The following is a 17465-nucleotide window of genomic DNA, read 5'->3' as shown; positions in this document are numbered from 1 at the left end:
CTAAGTTCAATTAAACCCTTACCAATTGACCGACCCCCTCAATGATTTGGTTTGGCCCCGTTTGGTCTTTTGATTCAGGCGTTTCTTTTGCGAGCTTTTTGTTGGCTTGGTGGCTCTGCGTGTTTTTTCAACTTTGGTGGCCGCGAGGATCAGTGTTTTTAGCCGCTCCAAGGCATCTTCTTTGTTTTGCTCTTGGGTGCGAAAGCTCTGTGCTTTAAGCACAATGACACCTTCTTTGGTAATTCTTGAGTCTTTAAGTGCAAGTAGCCGCGATTTGTAAAAATCAGGCAATGTTGAGCGGTTGATGTCAAACCTAAGATGAATGGCACTGGAGACTTTATTGACGTTTTGTCCACCCGCACCTTGTGCGCGAATAGCGGAAATATCGATTTCCCACTCTGCAAGCGTGACGTTATTTGAGATTTTAAGCATAGTCTTTTCAAGCCTCCGTTTACCATTTTAGCAAAGTAACTGAAGGCTTGAAATAGCAGCAACGAGCACTGAAAACTGATTATGCTGTACGAGTTGCAATAGCAGGTGGTACTTTTGCAGCAACCATTGCGGGGTAAGTAACAGCTAACTGACCAGCAACGAGCATAATAATCGCACCAACAATCAAATAATCACCGGGTACACTGGTGAGCCCAAAGTAATTAACCAAGTAAATATTCGCAGTGATTGCGATGATTATACCCAGAGTAATGCCAAATAAAGACACCACCGCATTTTCAATCATAAAGTAGCGTAGAATATCGGCCTGAGTCGCCCCGAGCGCGCGTCGAGTACCGATTTGCTTGCGACGTTTATGAACGGTGTATCTTGCCTGACCAAATATTCCTAACATAGTAACGCATGCCAACGCGGCAATTACCGCCTTTAATGTTTGGCTCACTGCATAATCGGCCTGCAAGTTCTCTGTCTTTATTTGTTCAAAGGACTTAAACGCATCAACCTGGCGACCAGGCTTTTTAAGTAATAATGCTTGAACTTCAGCCATTGCTGTTTCTCGCTGGTCTGGTTTCGCTCTAACAACAATAATTGTTTCTTCATAATGCTCTCTAATAGATCCAATCACAGTCATATCGTACGCATACCAGAACCGCCAAGGAGACTTCATAGTTTCAACGATACCCACAACCTTTTGCGGTACCGATTCAACATAAATAGTTTCTCCAACCACGCTACGCCAATCGTTCGGGCGAATTTTATGCGCTAAAGCTTGCGAGACTAAAACACTTGCGGACTCAGAGTGACCATCAAAGTATTTGTGTATCACGTCATTATATTTAAAATTTCTTCCTGCTACGACACGCAATCCGAGTGTATCAACGATGGTGTCATCCGAACCATAGTAGCCTGCGTGAGTTATCCTTTCATCTTCCTCAGGGGTGAAACCAACATCTAGTGAGCGACCCCAATTAGTAAGCGGCATACTAGTAATCGTACTTGCACTCTCAACACTGGCTAACGCACGAATGTCTGCAAGATCAGTATCAAGCGCCGCATTTTTTTCTTCATCAGTACCTTCAAGATTAGTGCTAAAACTAAACAACTGCTGCTCCGTAAGCCCTGTAGGCTTTGTCAGTTCTTGCTCTTTAATTACCATCATATATATGGTGTTTACTAGAATGGTAAATGTCAGCGCAATCTGCAGGACGAGCAACAATGGCGATGCTTTATTTTTGCTTAAAGTTTTTAAAATTGGCAATAAATCTCTCATTGGAAGACTCCTACAGGCATTTCAGCTGACTTGATGGCTGAACTTTTGCCGCACGTAGCGTCGGTAGCAAGCCAAAAGTAACCGCACTTATTACCGCAAGTACAATCGTCATAACAACAATACTTAGTGTCATTTCCAACATTTCAGCATATAAGTGACTATACAACTGCGCAGTTATACTCAACCCAATCTGAGCCAATATCAAGCCTAACACCCCTCCCACTAAGCCAATAATGAAGGTTTCAACAGTAAATTGAGCGATAATATGTTGCTTGGAAGCACCAACTGCCCTGCGAAGCCCAACTTCGCCAGACCTAGCATGGAACTTGGCAACCATCATAGCCATACAGTTCAGTAAACAAACAATCAGAAATGCAAATGCCAACCAAACCGCCACATTGCCATCATCCTTAATGATTTTTCTTTCAATAAGCTGCTCTTTAACATTGAATAGTTGATGCAGAGGTTCTCGTAAAAACCGGCCATATTCTCTTTGTTCCATCGAATAGTTAACCAAAAAGTCCATATATTGATTTCTCGCTGCGGCTGAGCTTAACTCTACCCAATATGAGACCCAAACACATTCAGATGCCAAAATAGCCAAAAAAGAGTCATCAGCGGGTTCTTTCCAACACTGGTAAGAAACATCAGAGCTAGTCCAATGTTGATTATTTATCTGTGCCTGAAATGGAATAATAATGTCCCTTGGTTTATTAAAGGCACGGGTCCTGTTGTCAAAAAATTTGGGAACTGGATACCAATCGTCAGTCACTCCAACGACGCGGTATTGCAAATCACCTATCAGCAACGACTTACCTATTGAGTTTTCTCCATTAAATAACTTGTTATTTAATTCATTGCTTATTACAGCAACTTGCAGACCGTCTTTGTCAGCAGTCTCATCCCATGCACCTCCAAATTTAAATGGCACCTCAAACATACCGAACATGTCACGATAAGCACTTCTTATTAACGTCATCTTTGCATCAGTAATAGGCTGCTCGGTCGCTCGAGACATCATCTTGAAACTAGCAAGAGGTGTTTGCCTCACACCACGTTTAGCATTTTGCAAATTTATCGCATCTTGGTAGCTAAGAATAAAAGGTGGGACTTCCTTTCCTTGAGAAATATTGAAAGGTTTATCAGGTCCATAACTATTTAGGCGAACATTAAACAGTTTGTCGCTTTTAGAAGGAATAGGGTCTTTTGCCAATAAATAACTAACCGTATAAGTCGTCATTGCAGCACCTATTCCAACGGCAATTGTGACCACCATTAAAAATGATAAAAACGGCGTTTTTCGCAATGAAATAAGTGCCAATTTAAGATAGTAGCCAAACATAACTTATCCCTAAGCAATCGCTTTGTTACAGTGTTTACGCTCAATTATCACGCCATCACGGATCTCAATAATGCGCTGTGCTTTGGCTGCTTGATGCGTATCGTGCGTTACCATCACTACACTCGTTCCTTGTGTATTAATATCCATGAGCAATTCCATAATACTATCTGCCATTTTGCTATCTAAATTACCCGTTGGTTCGTCAGCAAGTAAAAATGAAGGTTTACCAGCTATTGCACGAGCAATCGCGACCCTTTGCTGTTGACCTCCTGATAGTTGCGATGGGTAATGCTCCTTACGTGAGGCAAGGCCCACCTTATTCAACGCATCCATGATCCTTTCATGACGTTCTTTTGAAGATAATTTACGATAGCGAAGAGGCATATCAACATTGTCGTAAAGGTTGAGGTCCGGAAGTAAGTTAAAGCTCTGGAAAATAAAACCGATCTTTTCATTACGTAGTTTAGATTTAGCTTTGTCACTTAACTTTTCAACATTGATGCCATCTAGCTCATAACTCCCGTCACAAAAATCCTCTAACAGACCTGTAATGTTTAAAAAAGTCGTTTTTCCTGAACCCGATGGGCCGACTACTGAAACAAACTCCCCCTGCTCTATACGTAAGTCAAATGGCTGCAAGGCTTGAGTTTTTATTGTATCGGTATAGTAAGCTTTGGATAAGTGACGCATGGATAGCATATTACAGCTCCTTATTGAATTATTTTCACACTGGGAGCGTCTTTAAAGATTCGCGCGTCAGAGGTAATCACCTGATCGCCAACATTAAGCCCCGAAAGTACTTCTACTTGCCCAATACTTCTTAATCCGATTTGTATTGGTGTTTTTATTGCAGAACCCTCTTTTACTACGTAAGCAAACTGTCCGTTATAGGCTTCTATGTATTGCCCGTGTGGTAGATAGGCAATATTTTGCTTTTGTTCAATCACAATTCGACTCGTTAACCTTTGGTTTTGCCTTAACCCCTGAATGGTGTCGTCTTTAAATCGAATTTTCCCTTCAACTCGACCATTTTCAATTTCTGGAGAGATAGCAACTATTTCTCCGCTATACACTTCTCCATTAAGACTTATCTCAGCCAACATTCCCAGCGCAAGGTCGTCTGAATAGCTTTCTGGGATTTGCACCTCTATCTCATACTTTGAGAGATCCACCACACTAAGTAATGGCTGATTTTTGGCGACTGTATTTTTTTGCTCTACCGTCAAGTTACCAACTAATCCACCTACCGGCGACAGTACTTTTAAAGCAGCAACTTGCCTCTGAAGCTCCACCACTTTTACTTTTTGCGCCTCAAACTCTAACTCTTTGGTACGGATCTCAAATTTTTGGCTTTCTTTTTGTAACTCCACTTCTTTAATTGCTAGGCGATATTCACGCTCTGCGTTTTCGAGATCATCTTTGGCTTTTTGATAGTCAATGTCACTTACAACTTGCGTTTTCAAACCGTTCTCAGAACGGCGCATCTCCCGCTTTGCTGCATTTAACACAACAGTCGCTTTACCTAAATAATTCTCTTGTGCTAAGTCTTGCTTTTTGGCTTGAATAATTTGCCTTTGAAGTTCCGTTTCTAACTTGTTTAACTGTGCTTGATGTTGTGCAAATTCGCTTTTCAACTCAGGACTATCTAGAACGGCGAGGACTTGTCCTTCCACCACACTGTCACCAGACTCTACCAAGTAGGTAACCGTTCCCTGAGCAGGGCTATATATAGTGGGGCGCCGCGCTGCCACGACTTTACCTTGAACAGAAATATCGCGGATGAAGTCACCTCGCTTCACTGATGCTATGTGAACTTTATCGCTAGAAACAGCTGTTTGACCGCTTGCCCACTGTGTAAAAATGGGGGTCATAAAAAAAACAGCAATTAATATAAAAATACCAATTACTATTATGAATAATCTATTTTTCTTTGGTCTTTCAACCACCGAGTCTTGAGCGCTCGTATCTGGAATATAGGCCATGAAATAATCCTTTTACCACTGCCTTAGCTATTGAGTACTATGTATTTTTGGAGCATTATTACTAACTATTCCACCACAATCACATCTCTTCGTTTAATTATTAGAAGCCAACAATTTAATACCAAAGCATGAATTATCTAGCGAAGTAGACCTCAAAAGCTTAAAACAAATCTGGTAACCTGAGTGCCTAAACCTTACACAAAGCCAAGACTAATGTCACGAGAAATAAAACATTTTGTTAACTATTTGGTTTGATTTTTGACAACCTCTAAGTACCGACTCTCGATAAACTTTTTTTCTTTAGACAAGTGCTCTAATGCTTCTCGCGTTTGTTCCAACTCTTTTTGGATAGCCTGAAGCTTTGGCCCATCTTCTACTTCTTGCTCTTGCACCATTAGCTGTTGCAAAGCCTGATTTTGTTCGGCTATTTGTCGTTTGTATTCATTAATCGTTAGAGACATATCTTGACGCTCCTTCTCAAAGGTAGCGACCAATTGCTCCAATTCTTGCTCGGACGTACCTCCCATCGCTTTAGAAGCTTCCAACTGCTGCTTTAATGTGTCATTTTCTTTTTGTAATTCCTCTGTAGATTCATATTGGTCATAAAGTTTTCTTCTTGTTTGCTTCAGTCGCTCTAAACTCTTCGACAGATCCCCCCTAAGTTTCTTTATTAATCGATGCGACTTAAGTAGCTTACTGTTTAAATCGTCCATGCGAGTTTGTTCTTCGGTCGAGATATGATCCTGTGTAGAGCGTTTAACCTCTGCTAATTGCTGCTCTAAATGGACTTGTAAATTAGCCAACTCTTGAATGGTATGTTGATTATCTTCAACAAACTTCATCGACTTATTTATCGCTTCGCGACAATGTTGGAGTAGATACTGTTGCTCTGGGTTGGATGTCCCAGCTCCACCAGCAGCCTTTGCAAAGAGCCTAAACTCTCGGAGGATTAACAGCAAAATATAGAACCAAAAAGCCAATATCAGCAGCCCGATATTCACCGCCATATAGATAAATACATCAATTGGTAGTTTACCTAGAAACATATTGCACACTCATTATTTTCTTACTTTCATTTTAGTATTGGTTAAAAATCGTGCCTATAATAAATCTATATTTTTCAATAAAGTGGTAATTTGTGAAGATATTGCTCGTGGATGACAGTGCGGCAACACTTGAGATTATTCGTCGCGGTTTAGTACGTTTTAGATATCGCAAGTTGTTGATAAAGAAAGCACAAAGTGCAAAAGAAGCCCTGAAAATTATCGGCTCTTGGCATCCTGATATTGTATTAACTGACTGGCATATGCCTGATATTTCGGGACTCGCATTAGTTAAAGCTATCAAACAGAAACAACTGGGTGTGACCATGGCAATGGTAACCACTGTCGACGACCGCGAGCAAATAAAGCTAGCCCTTGATTACGGAGCGGCATTTGTGCTGTCTAAACCATTTGCAGATGATGACCTCCACAATAAAATCATGCCCTTGGTCAAAGCCGCAGAGGAAAGCTCAAAAACAAGGGAAATTCATACTCTGCACAAAGGCGTTCCTTTGCCTCAAGTTGGACAACTTGAAAAACTTATGAATAAACATATCGACACTGAACTGAGGCTCTATCAGATTAATCAAATGGAGTATGATCCTGATAACCTGCCTTGCGTCATGGTTGCATACGAGGATCCTAGTAGTCAGAAGGTACGCGCAATAGGGATATTTGATGTGTATTCAGTTTGTGTGCTCGCCGCTTCCACTGGAAATTTAACAGATCAGGCAGGATTTGAAGCCATTCATCAACACCAGATCACAGAGCACATGTTAACCGCTTGCCACTCAGCATTAAACTCAACTTCTTATGCGTTTTTGGATGGAATAACAAGAAGAAGTCTAAGAGTAAAAGCCCTACAGCTAGTCACTAAACCTTTTCCTAAATTGAAGCGTCTGTATAAAACTGCTTCAAATATGAGGATAGATATATGCTGCCAACGCCCAAACATGGCGCAAGGGAAAATCCTATTGGTCGGACTTTTAAGCTAGTGCTTTTAACAAGACCCCCGGATCGCTGATCCCGGCTTCTTTTAGCGCTTCTTGAATATTTTTCGTCAACTCAACAACTTGGCTCTGCATGCGCAGTATAAATTCAAGTTTTTGTGTCACCAACTCAGCTTTCATTTCATCAGAATAAGAGTCACTTGCCTTTAATTCATCAAGTAATTTTTGTTCCTCTTTAATTTTTTCTCTTAACTCTTCGAGCTTTTCAACCATTTTTTGAATATGCGGAGGCAGTGCGGCTTCTTCTTGCTCTTCCTTTACCTCTTCTCCAGACAATTTAGACATATCTTCTTCAGATAACCTAAGAGGCTTGTGCGAGTTCGTCTCTTCAACTTTGGCTTCCTGCTCATTCTGACTCGTAGCTGATTGAATTGGGGAGTGAATTAAAAAGTTAACGTTCATTGTTGTTTGGCCAACATGATTCCTTTGACCTACATATCGGTAATTTATCGAATATCTTTAGTAAAAAATTGCGCGGCATCCTTGCCGCTGCAAGTGCTTGGGAATGGAATCACTCAGCCTCAAAAACTAACTGAGCTTAAAATAATTCTGTTTTAAGATTTGCTTACAATTGCTTAATGCACGGTTTAACGCCTGCAGCAGGGTTTTACCTTTGGTCTTAACCTTTAACGTCGGTAATCCAGGTAACAAAAGCTCAACTTGGCATAAGGTAAGCCTGCCAACCTGCTTATCCACCTGCTTTTCAATTCGTACATTTATCTTTCGAATATTGTTTGTATAACCACTTAACGCTGCATTTATCGCTTTAGTGAAAACCACTTTACTTGACACCGCTATAGGTTCATTTACACCAACAAGATTCAGTTTCATCATTACCTCAGACAATCGCATCAAATATTACTGTATTGAAAACTTAGAATGACTCGAATATCAAAGCGTTTTCGCTACATTCTCTCAACTTATACTTGCGCCGTGAGATCAAATCTACTAATGTTCACCAAAAGATAAAAGCTGATTATATCTAACCTAAAGTAAGATTTTTACGAACAATATGAATATAAACTTCAATCACCTTTACTATTTTTGGCAAGTAAGCAATGAAGGCAGTATTGCTGGTGCAAGCAAAGTCCTTCATTTGACACCTCAAACAATTAGTGCGCAACTATCTAGTTTGGAAGCACGCCTTGGGAAACCTCTATTCATAAGAGAAGGAAGAGGTCTCAGATTGACTGACTTCGGCATTTTAACCAAACAGTATGCGGATGATATGTTTTCGATTGCAAAAGAGTGGTTGGAGACAACACAAGATGGCGCAACAGCTATACATCGTACATTAAAAGTTGGTATTTCTGATGCGATTCCAAAATCATTGGTTTCAAAGTGGCTTGCTCCACTGATAGAAAATGAGCAAGTTGCCAATTTACATTGTATTGACGGTCAACAATCAGAATTGCTAGCTCAGATGGCCATGCATAAGCTCGATATCGTGCTTGCAGATAAGCCACTTGATAGTCACCTTCCTTTTAATGTTTTTTGCCACGAGATTGGAAAAAGTCAAATTGGCTTATATGGTTCAGCTTCAAACAGTGAGCAACTCAGTGCAAATTATCCAAAATCGTTACAAGATCAGTCGCTCATTCTTCCAGCAAAGCACAGCCCTGTAACTAACTCGATTCAATTTTGGCTCCAAGAGCAAAATATAGAAATTAAAGTGGCTGGTCATGTAGACGATAGTGCTTTAATGAAAGCATTAGGCCAACAAGGATTCGGTATCTTCCCAGCTCCGCTGTCAATACAATCAGAATTGAAGCGCCATTATGATGTAAACCTTATAGGCACAATTGAAAGTGCATACCAAAATTACTACGCCTTCACACCAGACAGATTGATTAAGGACTCCATTTTTAACGAATTTGTAAACTTTGCGAAGGGCATCAGCTGACTTAAAGTGTCAGCTTATGTTGGACTGTAATAGAGAAGATAAATTCTGCTTATATCGCCTTGATAGATGAAGTGAGTCGCCATTTTCCAAAATAACATCGTAATCACCATTATCTCTTGTTTTAAGTTCACTAATTGCATTCAAATTAACGAGTGAAGACTTGTGGATCCTAGAGAAGCCAAACATCTTTAAATTTTTTTCCATCGCAGACATGGTATCCCGATGAAGTATTGAGCGCTGCCTATTTATCAAATGGAGCTCAACATAATTACCGGCACCTCCAACCCAAGCCAGTTCTTCAACTTTAATAACATGAATATGCCCGGAGTCTTTCACTATTAGTCGTTGATTTGGCATGTACTCAGAGGTTAGCTCCTGAGGACTTGAGAATACGGTATGAAGTATGTTCTCAATAAGCGTATCTGTCTTATCTCGCCCTTCAAGAGACATCACTGTACAAGAACTGAGTTTGGTATCTGTAGTGATCTTTATAGTCGAAACAGATGAGAACTTTTTCGCGATCAATTCTTGCTTTTTGGGATCACTTTCAAACGAAGAATCTATTAACAAACAGTCTATTTCACCCGACTCAATAGTTTCCAAAATATCAACAAACGTTTGATAGTAAACAAACTGGGAACAAACAGCGACTTCCTTTAACTTTGTACTCATTTCAACGCCAAGCGCAGACAAATAGCAGGGAATCAAGATTGTCACTTTTTTCATTCATCACCTTAAAGACATCAACAGGTTAACAAAGATACTAATACTTTGTATCTCATTTCACAATAGTTAACAAATAATTGTTATAGATTGTCACAGTGTAATTCGCAAATTAAATTTGATCTTTTTTTTAACTCCTGTCGTCACTACTTTCCGTCACCTTACGTATCTCAACTGGCATATTCCCGACTTCCGACATAGCCTCCTCGTGATACTAATAAGCCTTTGTGATGAGTTAGCAAGCTCGCCAAAGGTATCCAAAACAAACCTATCAGGGGATATCATGAAACAATTCAAGCGTTCTAAGTTAAGTATGCTTATAACTTCTGCGTGCCTAATCGGTGGAAGTTTGAGCATTCAAGCATCAGCTGAAGAAGCTGCTGATGGTGCTAATGACGAAGTCGAAAGAATTTCTATTACGGGCTCTCGTATTCAGCGTGTCGCGTTAACGGCAAAAACACCTGTTATCGAACTAGACGGTACTGAATTTGCTATATCTGGTAACTTAAACGTCGAGCAGAAGCTTGCCGAGTTACCACTAACAGTTCCTTCTTTCGGACCAAGCTCAAATAACCCTGGTGATGGTACCGCTCGAGTAGACTTACGTGGTCTTGGTAACGAGCGCACCCTTGTTCTTGTTAACGGTCGCCGCTGGGTACCAGCAACACAAACAGGTGTTGTCGACTTAAACACAATTCCAGCTTCTCTTATCGAAGGTGTAGACATCATTACCGGTGGTGCAGGTGCGGTATATGGCTCTGATGCACTAGCAGGTGTTGTAAACTTTCGATTGAAAGACGACTTCGAAGGCGCTGAAATTTCTGCGTTATACGACATCACCGAAGAAGGCGACGGGGAAAAGTTCAACACAGACCTCACCTTGGGTGGAAACTTTGCCGATGGTAAAGGCAACGCTACTGTGTATATCGGTTACGCCAAACGTGAATCAATCTTCCAAGGCGACAGAGACTTTACTAATGTAACGCTCACTGAAGGCGATACAGGTTTAGTGCCTGGTGGGTCATCTGGTATTCCTGGGACAAGAATATTTGCAGGCCCTACACTTCCTAACGGTACAACTCTAGGTCGTTTTGGTCCAAATGGTGAAGGCCTACCATATACATCAGCCGATGCATTTAACTATGCCCCTGATAACTACCTGCAACTGCCACAAGAGCGTCTAACACTTAACTCTTTTGCACACTATTACATCAATGATGACACACGCTTATATAGTGAACTATCTTTCATTCGCAACGAAGTTCCGCAGCAGCTAGCTCCGACTCCAGCGTTCGTAAATGGCTTGGTGGTTAACCCTGACAGTCCATACTTCGGTGCAGACGTTCAAGCCGCAATGAAAGCATTGGTGCCAGAACTCGATGATGACGGTGAACCAACTGGCAATATGGTTAGTCAACTTGACGCCGATGGTAACTTTACATTCGCTACAATCGGTCGTCGTATGGTTGAAAATGGTCCACGCCAAGCGATTGATACACGTAATGCGATGCGTTTATTAGTTGGTGTAGATGGCTTTATCGGTGACTGGGCATACAATGCTTACTACAGCCGCTCTGAGCTGGACCGCTCTAACCTACTTAATAACGACGTTTCTGAAACGCGCTTCAGACAAGCTATTTTAGTAACTGACGATGGTAGTGCATGTCAAGACACGTCAGGTGGCTGTGCACCATTGAACATCTTCGGTGAAGGCAATATTTCACAAGCAGCGATTGATTTTATCAACGTCGGGGCATCTAACGTAACAAACATTAAGCAAGAAATTTTCCACATCGATTTTGCTGGTGAGCTACCATTTACTGTACCGTCTGCTGATATGCCAATTGGTTTTGTAATTGGCTACGAAAGCCGTTTTGATGATTCAAGCTTCCGTCCTGATGAATTCTTAGCATCTGGTGATGTACTTGGCTTTAACGCTGGTGAACCAACTGTAGGTAGCTACAGCGTTGATGAGATTTTCACAGAAATTGATATCCCACTAGTAACAGACGCAGCATTTGCTGAAGACATTACACTTTGGTTTGCGGGACGTCTTTCTGACTATTCAAACATCGGCAATGCATCTTCATTTGCAACAACTATAAACTGGAAAGTAAACGAATACGTTTCGTTCCGAGCTGGTTACCAAGAATCTGTTCGTGCACCTAACATCGCAGAGCTATTCCAAGGCGCAGCAAATGGCTTCCCAAGCGCAACCGATCCATGTAGCGTAGACGGTTTTGTAGAAGGAAAAACAGATAGAGCTCTTTGTGAGGCTCACGGCGTTTCAGCTTCTCAAGTTGGCGTATTTGAGCAAGCAAACGCGCAAATCGAAGGTAGCTTCGGTGGTAATCCTGACCTGAAAGAAGAAACATCAGAAACCGTTACTCTCGGTCTTGTTATTACACCGACCGAAAACTTTGACATTACAATCGATTACTTTGATATCACGATTGATGATGCAATCGATGTACTAGGTGGTGGCGTGAACAATATTCTAGATATTTGTTACAACCAACTTAGAGATCCTAACTCAGAGTTCTGTCAAGCAATTACTCGTCGTCCTGACGGTAACGTAGACCTTGTTACAGCGCTAAATGCGAACATCGCGTCACTAGGAACCAAAGGCTATGACGTTAACTTCAACTGGACCACAGAGCTTGGCTTTGGTATCGGTGAAAATGGTTCAACACTGAACATTAACTCTAAGAACACAATCTTGGATGAGTTCTTTAGAACGCCAAGCGTTGGCTTCACAGAAACTAATTACTGTGAAGGTAAATTCGGTAACACCTGTGGTACGCCACGCCCTGAATTCCAAAGTAATAACCGCTTTACATGGACTTCAGGTGATTTGAGCGTAGCGGCGCTAGTTCGATATATGAGCGAAGTTGATGACGACTCAGGCACTAACGAAATCGCCCCGATTTCTAAAGCAGAATGGTACCTTGACCTTAGTGCGAGCTACCACTTCACAGATCACCTACAAGCAACATTTGGTATCAAGAATGTGTTAGACACAGAGCCAACACCACTAGGTGACGCTCAACAGCAAGCAAATACATTCCCAGAGTTGTATGACGTAATAGGTCCTCGCTACTTCTTAAGCGCTGTGTACACGTTCTAATCCACTAATACAGAAAACAAGGGAGCTTCGGCTCCCTTTTCAGTTATTTATGTAATAGTTTTTTTATTCACAGCAGGTTACTAAGTTTTAAATCAAGCTCGCTGAAAGATTGATTAATCCTAACAAAACTTCAAGCAGCGTCACTTTGCTCGCAACTAGATAAAGTTTGACTAAGATAAAGAGTATGCAGCTCAGCCTAATTGACCGTTTAAGAAAAAATAACATGAAGCAAACATCCGAAATCAATATCGCAGTTCAAGATGCTTTCAAATTGCTCCAACAAAAACAGTATCAGCAAGCGTTAACGAAGCTTCAGCCGTTTACTGATTCGCCTCACCCCGACCTACATTATCTTTTGGGAATTTGCTATAAGTCACTAGCCGAATGGCAGAGTGCAATAACCTCATTAAGTGATGCCGCTAAGCTCGCGCCACTTAAAACCGAGATCTTAACTCATTTAGCCAAATGTTATTGGCTATCGGGTGATTTGCACCAAGCAGAGTCTCATTACCTTACGCTGTATAATACTGAGCCAAAGAATCTAGATTTACTTAAAAACTTGTCGCTTCTTTATCTCGAACAAAACCGCCTCGACATGGCCTATCAGTGGGCTTTGAAAGGACAATCACTCGATACTTCTGGGCAACTCACCAAAATTCTCGGAGACATTGAAAAAACAAAGGGAAACCTCAAACAAGCGATCAGCTATTATCAATCAGTACCGCAACACTCTCAGGTTGCTTTTCGAGCAATACACAATTTAGGCCTTTGCTATAAGTTACAAGCTAAATTTGAACAAGCAATTCAATGCTTTAGGTTTGTTCACCAAAGCGCACCTGAACACTACGAGCCGCTTTATAATCTTGGGGACTGCTTTTTTGCAAATGGTCAGTTTGAACCAGCACAACAAGCCTACACTCAGGCACTGAAGCGAGCGCCACACAACCCAACCGTCCATAAAGCACTGAACGAACTTTATTGGCAAAGCGGGCAACATCAGCTTTTTGCTAGCAGTTTAATAACAGCACTAGAGTCAGCCAATAATCAACAGCAACTTACAGAGTGTCTAGCCGAACTTTACTGGAACACCAATCAGTACACATTATGCGAGCAATGCATACAGAAGTCGGGTTATGCAGACAAATCAGCCACGCTTCTAGCGTTAAGAGGCCGTTTGGCAGCCACGAACAATGAGCTAAACACTGCCTATAAACATTTAGATGATGCCAATAAGCTAACCGTTAATTATGACAGGATCTGTGAGCAAGCAAAATTTGCAATCCAACTTGGGGAGTTTAGTACCGCACAATCCCTACTTGAGTACGTGTTGCAAGCACAGCCTAACTCACAACTTGCATTAGCTTGGCTAAGCGTAGTGTATCAAGCCACGGACAAAGAAAAGCATCGTGCTTTATGCAACCCAAACTTTGTCCTTACTACAACCTTAGACACTCCGAACGGCTATCAAAATAGTGAAGACTTTCTTAAAGAATTAGAGTCTTGTTTACTAACGCTTCATCAAGGTAAGCAAGCACCAAGTGAGCAAACTTTAGTAAATGGTTCACAAATTTCTGGTGGCTTGCTTAATAGAGATATCGAAGTCATCACCAAAGCTCGAGCTCAATTACTGCAAGATATTGAAAAATGTCTCAATAACTTAGAGTTAGTGCCTGAGCACCCATTTTTGGCTCATTTAAATAAGGATAAATTAATTACTGGTTCGTGGTCTGTCAAATTAACAGAGCAAGGCTTCCACGTGAGTCATATCCACCCCGCTGGCTGGATAAGTGTGGTTTTATATATCAACACGCCAAACGACGATAGCAACAATGGGGTAATTGAATTTGGTAGACCTCCCCTAGCACCTCCTTACGATTTTCCACCATTTAAAACTGTAAAACCTAAACGAGGACAAATCGTGATCTTCCCCTCTTATTTTTGGCATGGAACACAGCCATTTAACGCATCAGACAATAGCTATCGAATGACGTTGCCACTCGATATTGGCGTAATCAATAATTAACAAGAGATATTATTTTGATGGCAAACGAAGAGATACAACCTCTCAACATTGACACACTTTTACAGCCAATCCTAGAATGCGAATCGCAAAATAGTTGGCCATTATTACTACCAAAGTTACTCGATGCCTACCCACAGAGTGCAGAGCTAAGCTATCGTGTAGCTGTAATTTTAGAACAAATTGGGGCGTTAGCCGAAAGTGAAAAAGCCTACTTTCACTGCATTGATCTTGCGCCCAAAAATTATCTAGTTTACTTGTACCTTGGATATTTACTAGAGACTAAGAGCGAGGAGAATACGGCACTAGCATGTTATGCCCTGTGTGAAACACTGACAGGCAGCTTTAAACGGCTTCAGCTTGCCAATAGCACAGCTCCTCAAACGCTTAAACGTTTTCAAAAAGCTTGGCAATGTATGGAAAGAAACCTTGGTACTGCATCAAGCATTGAGTCTGGACGCTGGGTTCAATACAGTAGTAAGCCCTTTGAAACACCTCAAGCACCACATCTTTTTTACGTACCTAATCTAACTGCAAAACCAATCTGGCTGGCACAGCAATTTTCATGGTATGAAAGCTTTAGCACCATGATCCCCGACATCATTAAAGAGTTTCACGCTACTTTTAATACCGCATCTTCGCACCTTACCCCCTATTTATCGGGTAAAGAGTATGAAAGCGTATTCCCAAAGCTTGCAAACAGCAACAACTGGCAAGCACTATCCATTTTTAAAGAGGGGATCGAAGACGTTTCGGTGTCAAAGCACTTTCCTATTCTAAAAAAGGCTTTAGAGAAAGTGCCTTACTACGGCTTGACGGCATCCCCATACGAAGTGTTTTACTCTAAGCTAGCAAAAGGCCAAACTATTACTCCACATTATGGCCTTTCCAATCACAGTCTAACAGTACACTTGGCTATAGATATTCCCCACGACTGTTACTTAGAGGTCGATGGTAACCGCATTTTATGGCAAGAACATCAACTCACCATATTCGACGACTCTTATTTGCATTTAGCGCACAACGGTAGTGACCGAGATCGGATTGTACTTATTTTCTCCATTTGGCACCCTGATCTATCATTAACTCAGCGCCGAGCAATCCAGTTAGAGTTTTTAAATAGGCAAAACCTCATTGACAATTTAAATGCAACTCTGAGTGAATACAGAAGCGATCACTAGTATCCCAATTTTCGTCACGGCAACCCTTCAACTTGCCACAAAAGGGGTTGTTACTATGCAAATAGTCCGTAACGTTAAGACTGACCTTATAATTTAAGGTCTCCCTGGATAATTTCGGGGGGCGACCCCCGTTTTTTTCAAGCTAGCCATATGCTAAATCACAGTGCTAGAATCCCATCACAGCCTTCAAAAAAACGTAAATTCATGCAAAAACCGACCATCACTATCCATTACTGCGTACTTTGCCAATGGATGTTGCGAGCAACTTGGCTTGCACAAGAGTTACTTTCAACTTTCTCTGACGATTTACAACAAGTCGCGTTAGTGCCAGCAAGTAAAGGCGTATTCAAAATTTACTATAACAATACGTTAATTTGGTGCCGAAAGGCGGATGAAGGTTTTCCTGAAGCCAAAGTGCTCAAAAGAAGGGTGAGAGATTTGTTAGATCCTGAGCGTGATTTAGGTCATGTGGATAAATAACTAGCTAACAATGATGGCTATAACTTAATCCCGAGATTACAGGCGAGCCTAGAATCGCCGCTGTTTCACCGCTCAATGAGGTGAGCATCTGGTGCTGCTTCACGGACGAATTCCAGCACATGGTCCAGACCTGAGTCGCTCAGATTTAGCCCCGAGCGTACAGGGAACACCTAGTCTGGTCGCGTGCATCAACATTAACACGCGGTTTAGCCCCGTGCATATGGGGAACACGATTGAATGTTGCGGAATTGAAATCACGAGGCCGGTTTAGCCCCGTGCATACGGGGAACACCTGCTCACCAATTTGAGCGGCGGCATTCATGGCGGTTTAGCCCCGTGCGTACGGGGAACACTTGGCTGCTCGTTGTTTCGCTGTTTTCCTCGCCGGTTTAGCCCCGTGCGTACGGGGAACACATCCACGTTTGGAATAGACATAAAACAGCCTCCGGTTTAGCCCCATGCGTACGGGGAACACTGATTTTAGATACTAATTTCATAGTGATTTTCCGGTTTAGCCCCGTGCGTACGGGGAACACAGGATTGTACGTCTCAACAATATCGTTAATGTCGGTTTAGCCCCGTGCGTACGGGGAACACATACGCATTAAGCGCAAAATATCGTCCCCCATCGGTTTAGCCCCGTGCGTACGGGGAACACAGTCTACCGATTGGCCTAACTTACGAAACTATCGGTTTAGCCCCGTGCGTACGGGGAACACCGGTATTAGAGCAGGCGCTCGCATCTTACGTACGGTTTAGCCCCGTGCGTACGGGGAACACAGAAAACGGGTGAGTTCATTATGGTTTGCCAGCGGTTTAGCCCCGTGCGTACGGGGAACACAAGCAATGAGAGATGCTGAATACAGAAGAGAGCGGTTTAGCCCCGTGCGTACGGGGAACACTCTTCTTGCTGTTTTAGGAGTGCGGCTTTTTG

At 42.0% G+C, this 17465-nt stretch carries 15 protein-coding genes and 1 CRISPR repeat array (1 of these 16 cut by a window edge); of the genes, 6 read left to right on the top strand and 9 right to left on the bottom strand.

Features of this window, described 5'->3' with window-relative positions:
* Window positions 1–18: 18 nt before the first annotated feature.
* From arfB to L3V43_RS18675, 6 genes are all read right to left on the bottom strand, one after another.
* Window positions 19–432, bottom strand: coding sequence for an alternative ribosome rescue aminoacyl-tRNA hydrolase ArfB (arfB, locus tag L3V43_RS18700; RefSeq protein ID WP_102058239.1), 414 nt, complete (start codon window positions 430–432; stop codon window positions 19–21).
* 79 nt (window positions 433–511) lie between these two features.
* Window positions 512–1720, bottom strand: coding sequence for an FtsX-like permease family protein (locus tag L3V43_RS18695; protein WP_010603938.1), 1209 nt, complete (start codon window positions 1718–1720; stop codon window positions 512–514).
* 10 nt (window positions 1721–1730) lie between these two features.
* Window positions 1731–3062: an ABC transporter permease gene (locus L3V43_RS18690; RefSeq protein WP_237117183.1), complete on the bottom strand. Its 1332-nt coding sequence runs from the start codon at window positions 3060–3062 to the stop codon at window positions 1731–1733.
* A gap of 9 nt (window positions 3063–3071) precedes the next feature.
* The gene (locus L3V43_RS18685; protein WP_010603940.1) at window positions 3072–3761 is read right to left on the bottom strand and encodes an ABC transporter ATP-binding protein; all 690 of its coding nucleotides are present in this window, start codon (window positions 3759–3761) and stop codon (window positions 3072–3074) included.
* Window positions 3762–3772: 11 nt separating this feature from the next.
* A complete protein-coding gene (locus L3V43_RS18680; protein WP_010603941.1) occupies window positions 3773–5044 on the bottom strand; it encodes an efflux RND transporter periplasmic adaptor subunit in 1272 nt (423 codons plus the stop codon).
* 242 nt (window positions 5045–5286) lie between these two features.
* On the bottom strand, window positions 5287–6090 hold the full coding sequence (locus tag L3V43_RS18675) for a chromosome partitioning protein ParA (RefSeq protein ID WP_237117184.1): 804 nt from the start codon (window positions 6088–6090) through the stop codon (window positions 5287–5289).
* Between the two features lie 92 nt (window positions 6091–6182).
* Between L3V43_RS18675 and L3V43_RS18670 the strand changes: the two genes are divergently transcribed.
* Entirely contained in the window at window positions 6183–7082 is a 900-nt protein-coding gene (locus tag L3V43_RS18670; RefSeq protein ID WP_010603943.1) for a response regulator, read from the top strand.
* Here the strand turns inward: L3V43_RS18670 and L3V43_RS18665 are convergent.
* Complete coding sequence (locus L3V43_RS18665) at window positions 7074–7499, bottom strand: hypothetical protein (RefSeq protein WP_237117185.1); 426 nt, start codon at window positions 7497–7499, stop codon at window positions 7074–7076. The two genes, L3V43_RS18670 and L3V43_RS18665, sit on opposite strands and share 9 nt — an antisense overlap.
* Before the next feature lie 126 nt (window positions 7500–7625).
* Window positions 7626–7931 carry a hypothetical protein gene (locus tag L3V43_RS18660; protein WP_227388010.1) on the bottom strand — a complete coding sequence of 102 codons (306 nt, stop codon included), beginning with the start codon at window positions 7929–7931 and terminating at the stop codon, window positions 7626–7628.
* Between the two features lie 178 nt (window positions 7932–8109).
* Here L3V43_RS18660 and nhaR point away from each other — a divergent pair, with 178 nt between their 5' ends.
* Window positions 8110–9000: a transcriptional activator NhaR gene (nhaR, locus tag L3V43_RS18655; protein ID WP_010603946.1), complete on the top strand. Its 891-nt coding sequence runs from the start codon at window positions 8110–8112 to the stop codon at window positions 8998–9000.
* A 9-nt stretch (window positions 9001–9009) separates the two neighbouring features.
* Here nhaR and L3V43_RS18650 read toward each other — a convergent pair whose 3' ends face one another.
* A complete protein-coding gene (locus tag L3V43_RS18650) occupies window positions 9010–9726 on the bottom strand; it encodes a LytTR family DNA-binding domain-containing protein (RefSeq protein ID WP_010603947.1) in 717 nt (238 codons plus the stop codon).
* Between the two features lie 280 nt (window positions 9727–10006).
* On the opposite strand from L3V43_RS18650, the gene L3V43_RS18645 reads away from it, so the two are divergent.
* The 4 genes from L3V43_RS18645 to L3V43_RS18630 all read left to right on the top strand — a co-directional run bounded on the left by L3V43_RS18645 (window position 10007) and on the right by L3V43_RS18630 (window position 16531).
* Complete coding sequence (locus L3V43_RS18645) at window positions 10007–12850, top strand: TonB-dependent receptor (RefSeq protein ID WP_237117187.1); 2844 nt, start codon at window positions 10007–10009, stop codon at window positions 12848–12850.
* Between the two features lie 223 nt (window positions 12851–13073).
* Window positions 13074–14873 (top strand): tetratricopeptide repeat protein, encoded by a 1800-nt coding sequence (locus L3V43_RS18640; protein ID WP_237117188.1) that lies wholly within the window; start codon window positions 13074–13076, stop codon window positions 14871–14873.
* Window positions 14874–14890: 17 nt separating this feature from the next.
* Window positions 14891–16051 (top strand): aspartyl/asparaginyl beta-hydroxylase domain-containing protein, encoded by a 1161-nt coding sequence (locus L3V43_RS18635; protein ID WP_010603950.1) that lies wholly within the window; start codon window positions 14891–14893, stop codon window positions 16049–16051.
* Window positions 16052–16255: 204 nt separating this feature from the next.
* The gene (locus L3V43_RS18630) at window positions 16256–16531 is read left to right on the top strand and encodes a SelT/SelW/SelH family protein (protein ID WP_010603951.1); all 276 of its coding nucleotides are present in this window, start codon (window positions 16256–16258) and stop codon (window positions 16529–16531) included.
* 141 nt (window positions 16532–16672) lie between these two features.
* Window positions 16673–17465: a CRISPR direct-repeat array (repeat unit 29 nt; unit sequence CGGTTTAGCCCCGTGCGTACGGGGAACAC); it runs 1314 nt beyond the window's last position.

It is taken from the genome of Pseudoalteromonas sp. L23, assembly GCF_021728455.1.
Lineage (GTDB): Bacteria > Pseudomonadota > Gammaproteobacteria > Enterobacterales > Alteromonadaceae > Pseudoalteromonas.
The sequence above is the reverse complement of the archived record's forward strand: the minus strand, read 5'-3'. Positions and strand labels throughout refer to the sequence as shown.